Annotated in this window: 24 protein-coding genes; all 24 read right to left on the minus strand. The window is 61.5% G+C overall.

Features of this window, described 5'->3' with window-relative positions; all coding sequences use genetic code 11:
• Positions 1 to 47: 47 nt before the first annotated feature.
• The gene (locus RLW41_RS00125) at positions 48 to 1,076 is read right to left on the minus strand and encodes an NAD-dependent epimerase/dehydratase family protein (RefSeq protein WP_414463041.1); all 1,029 of its coding nucleotides are present in this window, start codon (positions 1,074 to 1,076) and stop codon (positions 48 to 50) included.
• A 410-nt stretch (positions 1,077 to 1,486) separates the two neighbouring features.
• Positions 1,487 to 1,912 (minus strand): 50S ribosomal protein L17, encoded by a 426-nt coding sequence (gene rplQ / locus RLW41_RS00130; protein WP_013948165.1) that lies wholly within the window; start codon positions 1,910 to 1,912, stop codon positions 1,487 to 1,489.
• 159 nt (positions 1,913 to 2,071) lie between these two features.
• The gene (locus tag RLW41_RS00135; RefSeq protein WP_013948166.1) at positions 2,072 to 3,094 is read right to left on the minus strand and encodes a DNA-directed RNA polymerase subunit alpha; all 1,023 of its coding nucleotides are present in this window, start codon (positions 3,092 to 3,094) and stop codon (positions 2,072 to 2,074) included.
• A gap of 109 nt (positions 3,095 to 3,203) precedes the next feature.
• On the minus strand, positions 3,204 to 3,602 hold the full coding sequence (gene rpsK, locus RLW41_RS00140; RefSeq protein ID WP_013948167.1) for a 30S ribosomal protein S11: 399 nt from the start codon (positions 3,600 to 3,602) through the stop codon (positions 3,204 to 3,206).
• A gap of 100 nt (positions 3,603 to 3,702) precedes the next feature.
• Positions 3,703 to 4,080, minus strand: coding sequence for a 30S ribosomal protein S13 (gene rpsM / locus RLW41_RS00145; protein ID WP_013948169.1), 378 nt, complete (start codon positions 4,078 to 4,080; stop codon positions 3,703 to 3,705).
• 189 nt (positions 4,081 to 4,269) lie between these two features.
• Positions 4,270 to 4,863 carry an adenylate kinase gene (locus tag RLW41_RS00150; RefSeq protein WP_013948170.1) on the minus strand — a complete coding sequence of 198 codons (594 nt, stop codon included), beginning with the start codon at positions 4,861 to 4,863 and terminating at the stop codon, positions 4,270 to 4,272.
• Entirely contained in the window at positions 4,860 to 6,203 is a 1,344-nt protein-coding gene (gene secY / locus RLW41_RS00155) for a preprotein translocase subunit SecY (protein WP_013948171.1), read from the minus strand. The genes RLW41_RS00150 and secY overlap by 4 nt, the downstream gene beginning before the upstream one ends.
• A 136-nt stretch (positions 6,204 to 6,339) precedes the next feature.
• Entirely contained in the window at positions 6,340 to 6,894 is a 555-nt protein-coding gene (rplO, locus tag RLW41_RS00160) for a 50S ribosomal protein L15 (RefSeq protein ID WP_414463042.1), read from the minus strand.
• A gap of 66 nt (positions 6,895 to 6,960) precedes the next feature.
• Entirely contained in the window at positions 6,961 to 7,149 is a 189-nt protein-coding gene (rpmD, locus tag RLW41_RS00165) for a 50S ribosomal protein L30 (protein WP_013948173.1), read from the minus strand.
• A 64-nt stretch (positions 7,150 to 7,213) separates the two neighbouring features.
• Positions 7,214 to 7,789 (minus strand): 30S ribosomal protein S5, encoded by a 576-nt coding sequence (gene rpsE / locus RLW41_RS00170; RefSeq protein ID WP_013948174.1) that lies wholly within the window; start codon positions 7,787 to 7,789, stop codon positions 7,214 to 7,216.
• Positions 7,790 to 7,813: 24 nt separating this feature from the next.
• Entirely contained in the window at positions 7,814 to 8,176 is a 363-nt protein-coding gene (gene rplR / locus RLW41_RS00175) for a 50S ribosomal protein L18 (RefSeq protein ID WP_013948176.1), read from the minus strand.
• Positions 8,177 to 8,187: 11 nt separating this feature from the next.
• Complete coding sequence (gene rplF, locus RLW41_RS00180) at positions 8,188 to 8,730, minus strand: 50S ribosomal protein L6 (protein WP_013948177.1); 543 nt, start codon at positions 8,728 to 8,730, stop codon at positions 8,188 to 8,190.
• 42 nt (positions 8,731 to 8,772) lie between these two features.
• Positions 8,773 to 9,171, minus strand: coding sequence for a 30S ribosomal protein S8 (gene rpsH, locus RLW41_RS00185; RefSeq protein ID WP_013948178.1), 399 nt, complete (start codon positions 9,169 to 9,171; stop codon positions 8,773 to 8,775).
• A 12-nt stretch (positions 9,172 to 9,183) separates the two neighbouring features.
• Entirely contained in the window at positions 9,184 to 9,489 is a 306-nt protein-coding gene (gene rpsN, locus RLW41_RS00190; RefSeq protein ID WP_013948179.1) for a 30S ribosomal protein S14, read from the minus strand.
• 44 nt (positions 9,490 to 9,533) lie between these two features.
• Positions 9,534 to 10,208, minus strand: a complete 675-nt coding sequence (rplE, locus tag RLW41_RS00195; protein ID WP_414463043.1) for a 50S ribosomal protein L5 — start codon at positions 10,206 to 10,208, stop codon at positions 9,534 to 9,536.
• Positions 10,209 to 10,211: 3 nt separating this feature from the next.
• On the minus strand, positions 10,212 to 10,538 hold the full coding sequence (gene rplX, locus RLW41_RS00200; RefSeq protein ID WP_013948181.1) for a 50S ribosomal protein L24: 327 nt from the start codon (positions 10,536 to 10,538) through the stop codon (positions 10,212 to 10,214).
• Positions 10,538 to 10,906, minus strand: coding sequence for a 50S ribosomal protein L14 (rplN, locus tag RLW41_RS00205; RefSeq protein WP_013948182.1), 369 nt, complete (start codon positions 10,904 to 10,906; stop codon positions 10,538 to 10,540). Before rplN ends, rplX begins: the two co-directional genes overlap by 1 nt.
• A 163-nt stretch (positions 10,907 to 11,069) precedes the next feature.
• Positions 11,070 to 11,300: a 30S ribosomal protein S17 gene (gene rpsQ / locus RLW41_RS00210; RefSeq protein WP_013948183.1), complete on the minus strand. Its 231-nt coding sequence runs from the start codon at positions 11,298 to 11,300 to the stop codon at positions 11,070 to 11,072.
• A 14-nt stretch (positions 11,301 to 11,314) separates the two neighbouring features.
• Complete coding sequence (gene rpmC / locus RLW41_RS00215) at positions 11,315 to 11,521, minus strand: 50S ribosomal protein L29 (RefSeq protein ID WP_409560366.1); 207 nt, start codon at positions 11,519 to 11,521, stop codon at positions 11,315 to 11,317.
• A gap of 16 nt (positions 11,522 to 11,537) precedes the next feature.
• On the minus strand, positions 11,538 to 11,948 hold the full coding sequence (rplP, locus tag RLW41_RS00220; protein ID WP_013948185.1) for a 50S ribosomal protein L16: 411 nt from the start codon (positions 11,946 to 11,948) through the stop codon (positions 11,538 to 11,540).
• An 18-nt stretch (positions 11,949 to 11,966) separates the two neighbouring features.
• On the minus strand, positions 11,967 to 12,791 hold the full coding sequence (gene rpsC, locus RLW41_RS00225; protein ID WP_414463044.1) for a 30S ribosomal protein S3: 825 nt from the start codon (positions 12,789 to 12,791) through the stop codon (positions 11,967 to 11,969).
• A gap of 1 nt (position 12,792) precedes the next feature.
• Positions 12,793 to 13,233: a 50S ribosomal protein L22 gene (rplV, locus tag RLW41_RS00230; protein ID WP_409560368.1), complete on the minus strand. Its 441-nt coding sequence runs from the start codon at positions 13,231 to 13,233 to the stop codon at positions 12,793 to 12,795.
• Complete coding sequence (gene rpsS / locus RLW41_RS00235) at positions 13,233 to 13,511, minus strand: 30S ribosomal protein S19 (RefSeq protein WP_013948188.1); 279 nt, start codon at positions 13,509 to 13,511, stop codon at positions 13,233 to 13,235. The genes rplV and rpsS overlap by 1 nt, the downstream gene beginning before the upstream one ends.
• Before the next feature lie 27 nt (positions 13,512 to 13,538).
• A complete protein-coding gene (gene rplB, locus RLW41_RS00240) occupies positions 13,539 to 14,366 on the minus strand; it encodes a 50S ribosomal protein L2 (protein WP_409560369.1) in 828 nt (275 codons plus the stop codon).

A 14,366-nucleotide genomic window follows, 5' to 3' on the forward strand; every position in this document is an offset into this window, starting at 1 on the left:
TCTCCGGCGAGACGAATCCGATCGCAGAGATAAGGTCTGGGGTACGGTCAGATCAACCTAAGGTCTCGTAATGATCGAACCGCGGCGACGACGGCGTCGTCGGCGTTACGGAGCGTAAGGCCCAGTTCTGCCTTCACTTTGGCGTTGGTGTAGTCTTTCTTTTCGCCGAGCTCAGGCAGAACGGTCCGCAACTTCCTGTCGAATATGGCAGCTATTCGCACGGCAAAGTCGGGAAGCTCGAATTTCGGCACCTTGGACGCGAGATCCGGCAGTTCGCGCGCCATGATGCGGCCCAGTTCATAAAGGCTCAAGCGCCCCTCGCCGACCAGATAGCGGCTGCCGCCGACGCCGGGGCGTACTGCCGCTTCCGCGTGCGCTGCGGCGACGTCGCGCACATCCGTCACGGGAAAGCTTATGCTCGGAGCTGCCGGATAGGTCCCTTTCGCCATGATACGATAAAGCTCGTGCGAGGTCGAAAGATCGGCATCGACGGCCGGGCCTTGCACGAAACTCGGATTGATGGCGACCAGCTCGGGGGCACCGGGTGTCGACTCGACGAAGTCCCACGCGGCCTTTTCGGCGATGGTTTTCGATTTGACGTAGGGCGTCAGATCGGGGCGTGTTTCGTCGCTGTAATCCTGCTCGGAATAGATGTGCCCCGCCGACACGCCACTGGGGTAGAAGATCGCGACGGTGGATGACGTCAGCACCACGCGCGTGACGGCAGCCTTCGTGGCGGAGCGGAGAACGCGCAGCGTGCCATCGAGCGCCGGCAAGATCACGTCATCGGGATCGTCCGGCTGCGAAATCGGAAACGGCGAAGCGGTGTGAACGACGGCATTGGCGCCCGCGATGGCGTCGTCCCAGCCGGCATCGCTAGTCAGATCGGCGACCGCAAACGACAGCTTCGAAGCATCAGCACCGAGGCGCGTCACCGCCGCGCGAACGCCGTCCGCCTTACCCATGTTTCTCAGCGTGCCGCGAACATTGTGTCCACGACGCAGAAACTCGGCAATCGTATACTTGGCGACAAGACCGGTTGCGCCGGTGACGACGACCTGAGAATCCGAAGGCATGTGACGCACCAACCGTTTCAAAGGCGGCACGCGCCTCGCGCACCGAATAGAGACGATAGTCGGGCAGAAAGCGTCCAGATGGCAACGTCAGATCGACGATAAAATGCAGTCTGCGGGGCTCGCGTCACACACGTGTAATGCAGATGAGCGACAACCTCGGCGAAAGAGCTGGAGGGGGCATCGCAATTTCTCGATGTGCTGAGCCTGCAGGATTTAATCCCGCTCCTACGCACGCTTACACATCATATCGCCCCCAAAGCAAAACCCCGGCGCAGCTCTCAGCGCCGGGGTTTTTGATTTTGGCTGCCAGTCTAACGAGCCCATCAACGCCATAACTTGCGAGCTACAAACGCAAATGGCCGGAGCAAGCCCGGCCATAGCAAATTCGTGCTGGTCGCTTCGAGCGCGAGTTAGCTCTGGGCCTGCTCGGCGAGCATGGCTTCGTGGCGGGCCTTGTCCTCGGCGCCCTTCACGCTCTCGTCGCGATCGACGAGTTCGATGACGGCGCGCGGCGAGTTATCGCCGTAGCGGAAACCGGCTTTCAGCACGCGCGTGTAGCCGCCGTTGCGGTCCTTGTAGCGTGCAGCGAGCACGTCGAAGAGCTTCTTGACCATGTCTTCGTCACGCAGGCGCGCGATAGCCAGACGGCGCGAGTTCAAGTCGCCGCGCTTTGCGAGCGTGATGTACTTATCGACGACGCGCTTCAGGTCTTTTGCCTTCGGCAGCGTGGTGACGATTTGTTCGTGTTTGATGAGGGCAGCCGCCATGTTCGAGAACATCGCCTGGCGGTGACCAACGTGGCGGCCAAAGCGGCGGCCGAGCTTTTTGTGTCGCATCGTGTCTTCATCCTTACATTGTGAAAGCAACCGTCAGCGGATTGCTGTCCGGTCTGAGCGCGGGAGTTTCTGTGGCCTCACCTTCGCTCATCGGACCCGGTGCTCTCTGAGCTATCCGGGTATTCGGCCGGCCCACGAACCGCGGGCCAGCCGGAATTCTTAGTACTGGTCTTCGAAACGCTTCGCCAGCTCGTCGATGTTGTCCGGCGGCCAGTTCGGAACTTCCATGCCGAGATGGAGACCCATCGTGGCGAGGACTTCCTTGATTTCGTTGAGCGACTTGCGGCCGAAGTTCGGCGTGCGCAGCATCTCGGCTTCCGTCTTCTGGATCAGGTCGCCGATGTAGACGATGTTGTCGTTCTTCAGGCAGTTCGCAGAGCGGACCGAAAGCTCGAGCTCGTCGACCTTCTTGAGAAGCGCGGCGTTGAAGGCGAGCTCCGGATGGCGCTGCTCTTCCTGGGCCTTCTTCGGCTCTTCGAAGTTGATGAAGACCGCGAGCTGGTCCTGCAGGATGCGTGCGGCAAGCGCGACGGCATCTTCCGGGCGGACCGAGCCGTCGGTTTCGACGACCATCGTGAGCTTATCGTAGTCGAGGATCTGGCCTTCGCGGGTGTTCTCAACCTTGTAGGAGACCTTCTTGACCGGCGAATAAAGGCTGTCGACCGGGATCAGGCCGATCGGCGCATCTTCCGGACGGTTGCGGTCGGACGCGACGTAGCCCTTGCCGATGTCGGCGGTGAACTCCATGCGGATCGCGGCGCCCTGGTCGAGGTGGCAGATCACGTGGTCAGGGTTCAGAACTTCGACTTCGGACGACATCTCGATGTCGCCGGCGGTGACAGGGCCTGCGCCTTCCTTCTTGAGCACCATGCGCTTCACGCCTTCCGAGTGGATGCGGAGCGCAATTTCCTTGATGTTCAAGATGATGTTCGTCACGTCTTCGCGGACGCCGGGGACCGACGAGAACTCATGCAGCACGCCGTCGATCTGCACGGTCTTGATGGCGGCGCCCTGGAGCGACGAAAGCAGCACACGGCGGAGCGCGTTGCCGAGCGTCATGCCGAAGCCGCGCTCAAGCGGCTCAGCGACGACCGTCGCGATGCGCGAACGATCGCGGCCGGTCTGAATTTCAAGCTTCGACGGCTTGATCAGGTCTTGCCAGTTCTTCTGGAGAACGTTCACGAGATACCTCGTTTAGTTTGGCGCGGACGGGGGAGCGGGCCGCGGAATCTCTTGAGCAGTGCATGCATCGCCGCGCGCCGGACGAGCGGCGCGCTGGCAGAATTTCGTATTAGACGCGACGGCGCTTGCGCGGACGGCAGCCGTTGTGCGGGATCGGCGTCACGTCGCGGATCGAGGTGATCTGGAAGCCAACAGCCTGAAGCGCGCGGAGTGCCGATTCACGACCCGAGCCCGGACCGCAGACTTCGACTTCGAGCACCTTCATGCCGTGCTCCTGGGCCTTCTTGCCGGCATCTTCGGCAGCGATCTGAGCAGCGTAGGGCGTCGACTTGCGCGAGCCCTTGAAGCCCTTCGTGCCCGAAGACGACCAGGCGATCGTGTTGCCCTGCGCGTCGGTGATCGTGATCATGGTGTTGTTGAACGACGCGTTGACGTGCGCGACGCCCGACGTGATGTTCTTCTTCTCGCGCTTTTTGACTTTGCCGCGCGCTGCTGCTTCCTTGGCCATTACCGTCGTTGCTCCATGCCTCAACCGATGAGGCTAAAAACGTTGCGCGCGCCGGAGATTTTAAAAACCAGACCGGCGCGCAGAAATTTGCGGTGACGAACTACCTCGTCGCCTTCTTCTTACCGGCGATCGGAACAGCCTTGCCCTTGCGGGTGCGGGCGTTCGTGTGCGTGCGCTGACCGCGAACGGGGAGGCCCTTGCGGTGACGAAGACCGCGGTAGCAACCGAGGTCCATCAGGCGCTTGATGTTGGTCTGAACTTCGCGGCGAAGATCGCCTTCGACCGTGTAATCGCGGTCGATGGTTTCACGGATCTGCAGGACCTCAGCGTCGGTCAGCTGATTGACGCGGCGCTCCGGCGGGATGCTGCACTTCTCGCAAATCTCTTTCGAGAATTTGGGGCCAATGCCATGAATATAACGCAGCGCGATTTCAACGCGCTTGCCTGTCGGAATGTTGACGCCTGCGATGCGGGCCACTTCTAGTCTCCTGCCTATAAATCTCGTGTCGAATTAACGATGCCGTCTTCGATATTTCTCAAGTGCCAAAAGGCGCAACGACCGCAGAACCGGGGGTTCAAGCCCTGGTCGGATCAAGTTGAGCCCTAGAAGAAAGTTGCGTGTTCTACCTCGGGTCTTCCCTTCCGTCAATGCGTGCTTTTTTCTTTGTCAAGCATCCTGGAATTGATTCAACAATGCACCAATCTGGCGGCTTACGTCGGCGATCGGCGCCATGCCGTCGATCGACTTCAGCAGCTTGTGAGCATAATAGTAACCAATGAGCGGCGCCGTCTCGCGGTAATAGGCGATCAGGCGCGTTTTCAGGGCTTCCGCATTGTCGTCGGCGCGGACTGTGCCACCTGCCGCGAGCGTTTCGCGAGCGCGGGTCTCGATCCGCTCGACGAGCTTGGTGTCGTCGACCTTCAGCTCGATCACGCAATCGATATGGCGGTTTTTCGACTTTAGCAGATCGTCCAGCGCGTCGGCCTGGGGCAGTGTGCGCGGAAAACCATCCAGAATGAAGCCCTTGGCGCAGTCCGGCTCGGAAATGCGGTCGGCGATGATGCCGATCACGATCTCGTCGCTGACGAGGCCGCCTTCCGCCATGATCTTCTTGGCCTTGAGGCCGACCGGCGTTCCGGCTTTCACGGCCGCGCGGAGCATGTCGCCGGTGGAAAGCTGAGGCAGTCCGAGCTTCTCGGAAATGATCTGCGACTGCGTCCCTTTGCCCGCTCCTGGCGGACCCAACAGCATCAGGATCATCGGCGCGCCCCGCGAAGCTTGGCCTTCTTGATGAGGCCTTCGTATTGCTGGGCGATCAGGTGGCTTTGGACCTGAGCGACGGTATCCATCGTGACGCTGACGGCGATCAGCAGCGAGGTGCCACCGAAGTAGAGCGGGATGCCGGCGTAGGACGTCAGGATCTCAGGGAGAACGCAGACTGCTGCAAGATAGAGTGCGCCGACGACGGTGATGCGGGTCAGAACGTAGTCGATATACTCGGCGGTCTTATCGCCAGGGCGGATACCGGGCAGGAAGCCGCCGTACTTGCGCAGGTTGTCGGCCGTTTCCTTCGGGTTGATCACAACCGCGGTGTAGAAGAACGCGAAGAACAGGATCAGCAGCGCGTACACAAGCATGTGGAGCGGCTGGCCTGAACCGAGCGCGGCGACCGCCTCGTTGAGCCATTCCGGCCCCTGCCCTGCCGTAAACTGGGCAACCGTGATCGGCAGCAACAGCAGTGACGAGGCGAAGATCGGCGGAATGACGCCCGACGAGTTGAGCTTCAGCGGCAAGTGCGAAGCCTCGCCCTGGAACATCTTATTGCCGACCTGTCGCTTCGGATACTGGACGAGCAGACGCCGCTGGGCGCGCTCGAAGAAGACGATGGCCGCGACGACCGCCAGAGCGAGCGCCAGGAAGAACACGAGAATGCCGGGCGAGATCGAGCCGGTACGCGACAGCTCGAAAAGTTGTACCAGCGCGCCGGGAAGGCCCGCGACGATACCGGCGAAGATGATCAGCGACGTGCCGTTACCAACGCCACGCTGCGTGATCTGCTCACCGAGCCACATCAGGAACACGGTGCCGCCAACCAGCGTAATAACGGTCGTGGCGCGGAAAAACAGGCCGGGATCCATGACGACGGCGCCGGCGGCGTTGCGCGAGCCTTCAAGGCCGACAGCGATGCCGTAAGCCTGGAGCGCTGCGAGCACGACCGTCAGGTAGCGCGTATATTGGTTGATCTGCTTGCGGCCCGCCTCACCCTCTTTCTTGAGGGCTTCGAGCTTCGGCGAAATCGAGCTCATCAACTGCATGATGATCGACGCCGAGATGTACGGCATGATGTTCAACGAGAAAATGGCGAGACGCTGAAGCGCACCGCCCGAGAACATGTTGAACATGCCAAGAATGCCGCCCGCCTGAGACTTGAAGGTCTCGGCGAATGCGGCCGGATTGATGCCCGGCAGCGGAATGAACGTGCCCAGGCGGAAGACAATCAGCGCACCAAGCGTGAACCACAGGCGCCGCTTCAAATCCTCCGCCTTTGCGAAGGCGCTGAAATTCAGGTTCGAAGCAAGCTGCTCGGCAGCGGAAACCATTGGTCTCTTCTCCTAACCGTTGTGGCGATGGCCGACAGGCCCAACCACAACTTGGGTCCGGAACGCGCCGTTTCCAGTGCCTTCCAGCCTCGAACGCTCGGCCGGGACCAGTCCCCCGCTCCGGCCGGGCGCGCGATTAATCTTCCGATTTCGCGGCGCCGGGCTTCTTGCCCTGAGCAGCCTTCTTGGCCTCTGACTTCTTCCGCTTTTCTTCGTCGGCGGCGATGACCTTCGGCTCGATCAGCGTGATCGTGCCACCGGCCTTCTCGATCGCTTCCTTCGCCTTGGCGGAAGCATGGTTGACCGTGATCGAGATCTTGGCCTTGATCTCGCCGTCGCCCAGAAGGCGCAGGCCGTGCTTCGGGCGGCGAACGATGCCGGCCTCGATCAGCGTCGCAAGGTCAACCGGCTTCGAGCCGTCGAGACGCTTGTCTTCGATGGCCTGCTGCAGCGAGCCGACGTTGATCTCGTTGAAATCCTGCGGACGCCACTTGTTGAAGCCACGCTTCGGCAGACGACGATGCAACGGCATCTGGCCGCCTTCGAAGCCGCCGATCGCGACGCCGGTACGGGCCGTCTGGCCCTTGCCGCCGCGGCCACCCATCTTGCCGAGGCCCGAACCAATACCACGGCCGATGCGGACGCGCGTTTTCTTGGCGCCGGGGTTGTCTTTAATGCCATTGAGCCGCATGGGACCCAGATCCTTCTTTGCTTGCGCTCGGCGACTCCCGTTCCGGGAGCCGGCCGCCGAGCGAGGTTATTTCCCTTCTTCGACCTGGACGAGATGCTGAACTTTCTTCAGCATGCCGCGGACGGCCGGGGTATCTTCGAGCGTCGAGGTGCGACCGAGCTTGTTCAGCCCGAGGCCGATCAGCGTCTCAGCCTGCCGCTCGGGGCGCCGATTGGGGCTGCGCACCTGCTTCAGCGTGATCGTTTTCTTCGACATGTCGTAACCTCAAAATCCCATAGCAAAGCGGCACGGCACAACCGGCCGCTTTCGTTGTTCTCTATCAGACGTCGGCGCCGGCTTCGGCAATCGACGAGCCGTCGCGACGGCGCGATACGATATCGGAAACCTTTTTGTTGCGACGTGCTGCGACGCCGCGCGGGTTTTCCTGGGCCTTCAGCGCGTCGAACGTGGCGCGAACGACGTTGTAAGGGTTCGTCGAGCCCATCGACTTCGCGACGATGTCGTGAACGCCGACCATCTCGAAGACGGCGCGCATTGCACCACCGGCGATGATACCCGTACCGGCCGGAGCCGAGCGCAGGATCACTTTACCCGAGCCGTGACGGCCGACGCTGTCGTGATGAAGCGTGCGAGCGTCGCGCAGCGGCACGCGGAGAAGGTTGCGCTTGGCGCCTTCCGTTGCCTTGCGGATCGCTTCGGGCACTTCACGCGCCTTGCCGTGGCCGAAACCGACGCGGCCCTTCAGGTCGCCGACGACGACCAGCGCAGCGAAGCCGAAGCGCTTACCGCCCTTGACGACCTTCGCAACGCGATTGATGTGCACGAGCTTATCGGAAAACTCGCTATCGCGTTCCTCGCGGTCTCTGCCACGCTCTCTCTGGGGTCCACGTGCCACGATCTAGTTCCTCTCGAGTATATCTTAAAACTTCAGACCGCCTTCACGGGCGGCATCGGCGAGCGCCTTGACGCGCCCATGAAACAGGAAGCTGCCGCGATCGAAAACGACCTCGGTGACGCCGGCCTTGACAGCGCGTTCTGCAACGAGCTTGCCGATGGCTGCAGCGGCCGCCTTGTCGGCGCCGGTCTTCAGCGTACCCTTGACGTCCTTCTCGAGCGTCGAGGCAGCGGCGAGCGTTACGCCCTTCACGTCGTCGATCACCTGAGCGTAGATGTTCTCCGACGAGCGGTGAACAGAAAGCCGGGGGCGGCCGTTGGAGGCTGCCTTGACGGCACGGCGAACGCGCGCACGGCGGTTCGCAAGTTTTTGGTTCATATTGGCCATCGGTGCCGATCCTACTTCTTCTTACCTTCCTTGCGGAGGATGTATTCGCCCTTATAACGCACACCCTTGCCCTGGTAAGGCTCAGGTTTGCGGGAGGCGCGGATGACGGATGCCACCTGGCCGACCGCCTGCTTGTCGATGCCGGAAACGTTGACCAGTTCCTGCTTGGCGCCGCCAACCTTGACCTCGACACCGGCCGGAATCTTCAGCACGACGTCGTGGCTGTAGCCGACCGAAAGGGTCAGCGTATCCTTGCCCTTCATGGACGCCTTGAAGCCCACGCCATGGATTTCGAGATCCTGGCTGTAGCCGTCCGTCACGCCCTTGATGAGGTTCGCGATCTGAGTGCGCGACATGCCCCACTTCGAGCGTGCAAGTTTGGTGTCTTCGAGAAGGCTGACGTCGATGCCTTCGTCCGTTCTCTGAACCTTCAAAGCGTCGGGAACAACAAAGGCGAGTTCGCCCTTGGGTCCCTTCATCTTGACGGTCTGACCGGTGATCGTCGCCGTTACGTTCGACGGGACCGGAACGGGTTTCTTACCGATGCGCGACATGGCTTCTTCAAACCTTGTTTCGCCGAGGCCAAAGCCCCAGCCTTAGAAAATACTGCAGATGACTTCGCCGCCGACATTGGCTTCGCGCGCCTTCGTGTCCGACATGACGCCCTTCGGCGTGGACAGAATGGCGACGCCGAGGCCGTTGGCGACCGTCGGGATGCCCTTCACGGGCGAATAAACGCGGCGGCCCGGCTTCGAGATACGCTCGATCTCACGGATGGCCGGCTGGCCATTGTAATACTTGAGCTCGATCTCGAACTGAGGGAGTTCGCCCTTCATTTCGACGCGGCTATAGCCACGGATGTAGCCTTCCTCAGCGAGAACGTCGAGGACGCGCGCGCGGAGGTTCGAGGCCGGGGTCGCAACCTTCGGACGGCGACGCATCTGGGCGTTCCGGATGCGAGTGAGCATATCGCCGATGGGATCATTCACGGACATTGATGCTTCCTCTTACCAGCTCGACTTGACCATGCCCGGGATGCGGCCCTGGCTCGCCAGCTCGCGGAGCTGGTTGCGGCACATCTTGAGCTTGCGGTAGTTGCCGCGCGGGCGGCCGGTGATCTCGCAGCGATTGCGGATGCGCACCTTCGAGCCGTTACGGGGCATCTCGGCCAGCTTCAAGCGGGCAGCGAAACGCTCTTCCGGCGTCTTGGTCTTGTCCTTAGCGAGCAGCTTCAGGCGCTTACGCTTCGGGGCTTGCTCCGCCACCATCTTGCGGCGGCGGTTGTTCTTTTCGATCGAACTGACTTTTGCCATTTCTTCTCCTCCAAAGGCCTTTCGGCTTTGAGTGCCGAGGTCCTCTAGCTACGGAACGGGAAGTTGAAGCCCTTGAGCAATTCACGGGCTTCGTCATCGGTCTTGGCCGACGTGCAAACGATCACGTCGAGGCCCAAAACGTTGTCGACTTTGTCGTAGTCGATTTCGGGGAACACGAGGTGCTCCTTCAGGCCGGTCGCGTAGTTGCCACGGCCATCGAAGCTCTTCGGGTTCAGACCACGGAAGTCCTTCACGCGCGGCAGCGCGATGGTGACGAACCGGTCGAGGAATTCGTACATGCGGTCGCCGCGGAGCGTTACCTTGGCGCCGATCGCCATGCCTTCGCGCAGTTTGTACGTTGCGATGGCCTTGCGGGCGCGGGTAACGACCGGTTTCTGACCGGCGATGAGCGCGAGATCGGAAGCTGCGACGTCAACTTTCTTGCGATCGTTGACGGCTTCGCCAACGCCCATGTTGATGACGACTTTTTCGATCTTCGGAATCTGCATCACGTTGGCGTAGCCGAACTTCTCTTTGAGAGCGTTGCGGACGACCTTCTCGTAATGCGATTTCATGCGCGGCTTATAATCGGCCGGACGCGGCGCAGCAGGCGCACGCGGTTCGGACGAAGCGGCCTTCTTGTCGGCCTTCGCCTTCTTGTCACCGCCCTGGGCAGCGCCGCCCTGCGGCTTTGCGGATTTTTTTTCTTCCTTAGCCATGGCTTAGTTCTTCTCCGGGATCTGCTCGCCCGAGCGCTTCGCGACGCGGACCTTCTTGCCATCGGCGAGGACCTTGAAGCCGACGCGGGTCGGCTTGCCGTCCTTGGGATCCTCGAGCGCGATGTTCGAGAGGTCGATCGGACCTTCCTTGGAAATGATGCCGCCTTCTTGGGTCGCCGACTGGCGCTGATGACGGCGCACCATGTTGACGCCACGCACGAGGGCGCGGTGTTCTTTCGGGCGAACCTCGATCACCTCACCGCGCTTGCCTTTGTCGCGGCCGGCGAGGACGACGACGTTGTCGCCCTTCTTGATTTTAAAAGCCGACATCAGAGGACCTCCGGCGCAAGCGATACGATCTTCATGTGGTTCTTGGCGCGAAGCTCACGCGTCACGGGTCCGAAGATGCGGGTGCCGACGGGTTCGCCGTTGGCATTGACCAGCACAGCGGCGTTGCGATCGAAGCGGATCAGCGAACCGTCGGCGCGGCGGATGCCCTTCGCGACGCGGACGATGACGGCCTTCATCACCTGGCCCTTCTTGACGCGTCCCTTCGGGATCGCCTCCTTGACGGAGACGACGATGGTATCACCCACCGTCGCGTACTTGCGCTTCGAGCCGCCCAGCACCTTGATGCACTGGACGCGGCGCGCGCCAGAATTGTCGGCGACGTCGAGATTGCTCTCCATCTGGATCATCGCGTCATTCCTTCTCTCATGGCTCCGAGAGGCATACTCTCAAAGCCCATCTCATCATTTTCCCAACTGGCTCGCGGGGTCTTGGGGCAATTCCCAACTCTCCGACGGCCTGAAAGGCGCTCTACGTAAGCGTTCGATCGCTTAGCGAAGCGAGGCTTATGCCTCAATTCGCGACGGCAATCCAACGTTTGTTCTTGGAGATCGGCCGGGTCTCTTGAATTTCGACCTGGTCGCCTACCTTGAACGAATTCGATTCATCGTGAGCGTGGTACTTCTTCGTACGACGCACGGTCTTCTTCAGCAGCGGATGGGTGTAGCGACGCTCGACCTGAACGACGATGGTCTTGTCGTTCTTGTCAGATACCACGACACCCTGCAGCACGCGCTTCGGCATAATCTCGTTCTCCCTTACGCGCCTTTTTTGACGCTGCCACCGCGCCGGGCAACGGCTGCGGTCTTGACGCGCGCGATGTCACGGCGGACCGTCCGGATGCGCGCGGTGTTCTCGAGCTGGCCCGAGGCCTTCTGAAAGCGCAGGTTGAACTGCTCCTTCTTCAGCTTCGCCAGCTGGTCGTCGAGCTGATCGATCGACATGCCCTTAAATTCGTCGGCCATGACTGTTCCTCAACTCCTATTCAATTCGCGTAATGACGCGGCATTTGATCGGCAGCTTCGCAGCACCGAGCGCCAGCGCTTCTTTAGCGACCTGGGGATTCAAACCGCCAAGCTCGAAAATGATGCGGCCCGGCTTCACGCGCGCCACCCAAAGCTCGGGCGAACCCTTACCGGAGCCCATGCGGACTTCGGCAGGCTTCTTCGACACCGGCACGTCCGGGAAGATGCGCAGCCACATGCGGCCGGCACGCTTCGTGTGACGAGCAATAGCGCGGCGCGCAGCTTCGATCTGCCGAGCGGTGAGACGCTCGGGCTCCATGGCCTTGAGGCCCACTTCGCCGTAAGCGAGCGTGGTGCCCGACTTAGCGACGCCGTGGATGCGGCCCTTGAATTGCTTGCGGAACTTGGTCCGTTTCGGTTGCAGCATTGTGTGCCTCTGAATTCCTTACGCTTCGGGCGCCGACGGAGTAGCGTCGGAAGCGGCCGGTGCGTTGCCGCCACCCGCGCCACCACGGCCACCGCGTCCACCGCGGCCCGGACGACGATCACGACGATCCTGACGGTCGCCATCGTCACGACGCGGACGCGGAGCGCCGCTCTCTTGCATTTCCGTGAGCTTCTTGTCGGAGGCCATCGGATCGTGCTCGATGATCTCGCCCTTGAAGACCCACACCTTGATGCCGATGATGCCGTAAGCGGTGCGTGCAACGCCGTAGCCGAAATCGATGTCGGCGCGAAGCGTGTGCAGCGGCACGCGGCCTTCGCGATACCATTCGGTGCGGGCGATTTCAGCGCCACCTAAGCGGCCGGCGACGTTGATACGGATGCCGACGGCGCCGAGACGGAGAGCCGACTGAACAGCGCGCTTCATCGCGCGGCGGAACGCAACGCGGCGCTCAAGCTGCTGAGCGATGCCTTCGGCGATCAGCGTGGCGTCGATTTCTGGCTTGCGGATCTCGAGGATGTTCAGGTGAACTTCCGAGCTCGTCAGCTTCGCAAGATCGGCGCGCAGACGCTCGATCTTCTCGCCCTTCTTGCCAATCAGGATGCCGGGACGCGCCGTCATGACGGTGACGCGGCACTTCTTGTGCGGACGCTCGATGACGACCTTCGAGATGCCGGCTTCGCGCTGCTCTTTCATGATGTGGGCGCGGATGGCGCGGTCTTCATGAAGCAGCCTGCCGTATTCACCGCGAGCGGCGAACCAGCGGCTGTCCCAGGTCCGGTTGATGCCAACGCGAAGGCCGACGGGATTGACTTTCTGACCCATATTACTTGGCCTCCTTGGCCGCAGCCTTCGGCGCGGACTTCTTTGCAGCTTTCTTCTTCTCGGCCTTTTCCTCTTCGACCTGACGGACGACGACGGTGAGCTGCGAGAACGGCTTCAGGATCGCGGCGCCGCGGCCACGGCCACGAGCGTGGAAACGCTTCATGACCAGGTTCTTGCCGACGTAGGCTTCAGCAACGATCAGATCGTTGACGTCAAGTGCGTGGTTGTTCTCAGCGTTCGCAACGGCGCTCATCACGCACTTGCGGACGTCGCCCGCGATGCGCTTCTCGCTGAATTCAAGCTCAGCGAGCGCCTGATCGACCTTCTTGCCACGGATCAGGCCCGCGACGAGGTTCAGCTTCTGCGGAGAAATGCGCAGCGATTTGACAACCGCTTGAGCCTCGGTGTCAGCGAGGCGGCGCTGATGACTTGGCTTGCCCATTATTTCTTCACCGCTTTCTTGTCGCCGCCGTGGCCGTGGAAAATACGGGTCGGAGCGAATTCACCGAACTTGTGGCCGATCATGTCTTCCGTCACAGCGACGGGGATGTGCTTCTGGCCGTTGTGCACGCCGAAGGTCAGGCCGACGAACTGGGGAAGGATCGTGGAGCGACGGCTCCAGATCTTGATCACCTCATTGCGGCCGGACGAACGCGACTTCTCCGCCTTCTTGAGGAGGTAGCCGTCGACGAACGGACCTTTCCATACTGAACGTGTCAAAGTCGAATCTCCTTCAGAGCGCCGCTACTACTTCTTCTTCGCCTTCTGGCGCGAGCGGACGATATATTTCGTGGTCGTCTTGTTCTTGCGTGTCTTGAAGCCCTTGGTCGGCTTGCCCCACGGCGTTGCCCAGTGCTTACCGCCCTTCGTACGACCACCGTTGGGGTGATCGACCGGGTTCATAGCAATCGAGCGAACGGTCGGACGACGGCCGAGCAGACGAGTGCGACCCGCCTTGCCAACGACTGTGTTCATGTGATCGGGGTTCGAAACCGCACCGACAGTCGCCATGCATTCGGCGCTGACCTTGCGGGTTTCACCCGAGTTGAGCTTCAGAACGGCGTAGCCCGAGTCGCGGCCGACGAGCTGAACGAATGAGCCTGCCGAACGTGCGACCTGACCGCCCTTGCCAGGCTTCATCTCGACGTTGTGAACGATCGTGCCGATCGGCATGGCCGACAGCGGCATGGCGTTGCCGGGCTTCACGTCAACCTTCGGACCCGAGACGACCGTGTCGCCGACGCCCAGACGCTGCGGCGCCAGGATGTAAGCCTGCGTGCCGTCCTCGTACTTGATGAGGGCGATGAACGCGGTGCGGTTCGGATCGTATTCAAGGCGCTCGACACTGGCCGGCGCGTCGAACTTCCGGCGACGGAAGTCGATCTTGCGGTAGGCCTGCTTCGCGCCGCCGCCGATGTGGCGCGACGTGATACGGCCGTCGCTGTTGCGACCACCGGTCTTCGTCTTGCCCTCGACGAGCGTCTTGAGCGGCTTGCCCTTCCAGAGCGTCGAGCGGTCGACCTGAATAAGGTGACGGCGACCAGGCGACGTTGGGTTGTATGTTCTAAGCGCCAT

Source organism: Hyphomicrobium sp. DY-1 (assembly GCF_047497105.1).
Taxonomy (GTDB): Bacteria; Pseudomonadota; Alphaproteobacteria; order Rhizobiales; family Hyphomicrobiaceae; genus Hyphomicrobium_B.

Excerpts from the sequence above, each read along its gene's own strand:
- RLW41_RS00125 (WP_414463041.1), bottom strand. The coding sequence starts at position 1,076 with ATGCCTTCGGATTCTCAGGTCGTCGTCACCGGCGCAACCGGTCTTGTC.
- rplQ (WP_013948165.1), bottom strand. The coding sequence starts at position 1,912 with ATGCGACACAAAAAGCTCGGCCGCCGCTTTGGCCGCCACGTTGGTCAC.
- rpsK (WP_013948167.1), bottom strand. The coding sequence starts at position 3,602 with ATGGCCAAGGAAGCAGCAGCGCGCGGCAAAGTCAAAAAGCGCGAGAAG.
- RLW41_RS00150 (WP_013948170.1), bottom strand. The coding sequence starts at position 4,863 with ATGATCCTGATGCTGTTGGGTCCGCCAGGAGCGGGCAAAGGGACGCAG.
- secY (WP_013948171.1), bottom strand. The coding sequence starts at position 6,203 with ATGGTTTCCGCTGCCGAGCAGCTTGCTTCGAACCTGAATTTCAGCGCC.
- rplO (WP_414463042.1), bottom strand. The coding sequence starts at position 6,894 with ATGCGGCTCAATGGCATTAAAGACAACCCCGGCGCCAAGAAAACGCGC.
- rpmD (WP_013948173.1), bottom strand. The coding sequence starts at position 7,149 with ATGTCGAAGAAAACGATCACGCTGAAGCAGGTGCGCAGCCCCAATCGG.
- rplR (WP_013948176.1), bottom strand. The coding sequence starts at position 8,176 with ATGGCCAATATGAACCAAAAACTTGCGAACCGCCGTGCGCGCGTTCGC.
- rplF (WP_013948177.1), bottom strand. The coding sequence starts at position 8,730 with ATGTCGCGCATCGGTAAGAAACCCGTTCCGGTCCCGTCGAACGTAACG.
- rpsH (WP_013948178.1), bottom strand. The coding sequence starts at position 9,171 with ATGTCCGTGAATGATCCCATCGGCGATATGCTCACTCGCATCCGGAAC.
- rpsN (WP_013948179.1), bottom strand. The coding sequence starts at position 9,489 with ATGGCAAAAGTCAGTTCGATCGAAAAGAACAACCGCCGCCGCAAGATG.
- rplE (WP_414463043.1), bottom strand. The coding sequence starts at position 10,208 with ATGGCTAAGGAAGAAAAAAAATCCGCAAAGCCGCAGGGCGGCGCTGCC.
- rplX (WP_013948181.1), bottom strand. The coding sequence starts at position 10,538 with ATGTCGGCTTTTAAAATCAAGAAGGGCGACAACGTCGTCGTCCTCGCC.
- rplN (WP_013948182.1), bottom strand. The coding sequence starts at position 10,906 with ATGATCCAGATGGAGAGCAATCTCGACGTCGCCGACAATTCTGGCGCG.
- rpsQ (WP_013948183.1), bottom strand. The coding sequence starts at position 11,300 with ATGCCGAAGCGCGTGCTGCAGGGTGTCGTGGTATCTGACAAGAACGAC.
- rpmC (WP_409560366.1), bottom strand. The coding sequence starts at position 11,521 with ATGGCCGACGAATTTAAGGGCATGTCGATCGATCAGCTCGACGACCAG.
- rplP (WP_013948185.1), bottom strand. The coding sequence starts at position 11,948 with ATGCTGCAACCGAAACGGACCAAGTTCCGCAAGCAATTCAAGGGCCGC.
- rpsC (WP_414463044.1), bottom strand. The coding sequence starts at position 12,791 with ATGGGTCAGAAAGTCAATCCCGTCGGCCTTCGCGTTGGCATCAACCGG.
- rplV (WP_409560368.1), bottom strand. The coding sequence starts at position 13,233 with ATGGGCAAGCCAAGTCATCAGCGCCGCCTCGCTGACACCGAGGCTCAA.
- rplB (WP_409560369.1), bottom strand. The coding sequence starts at position 14,366 with ATGGCGCTTAGAACATACAACCCAACGTCGCCTGGTCGCCGTCACCTT.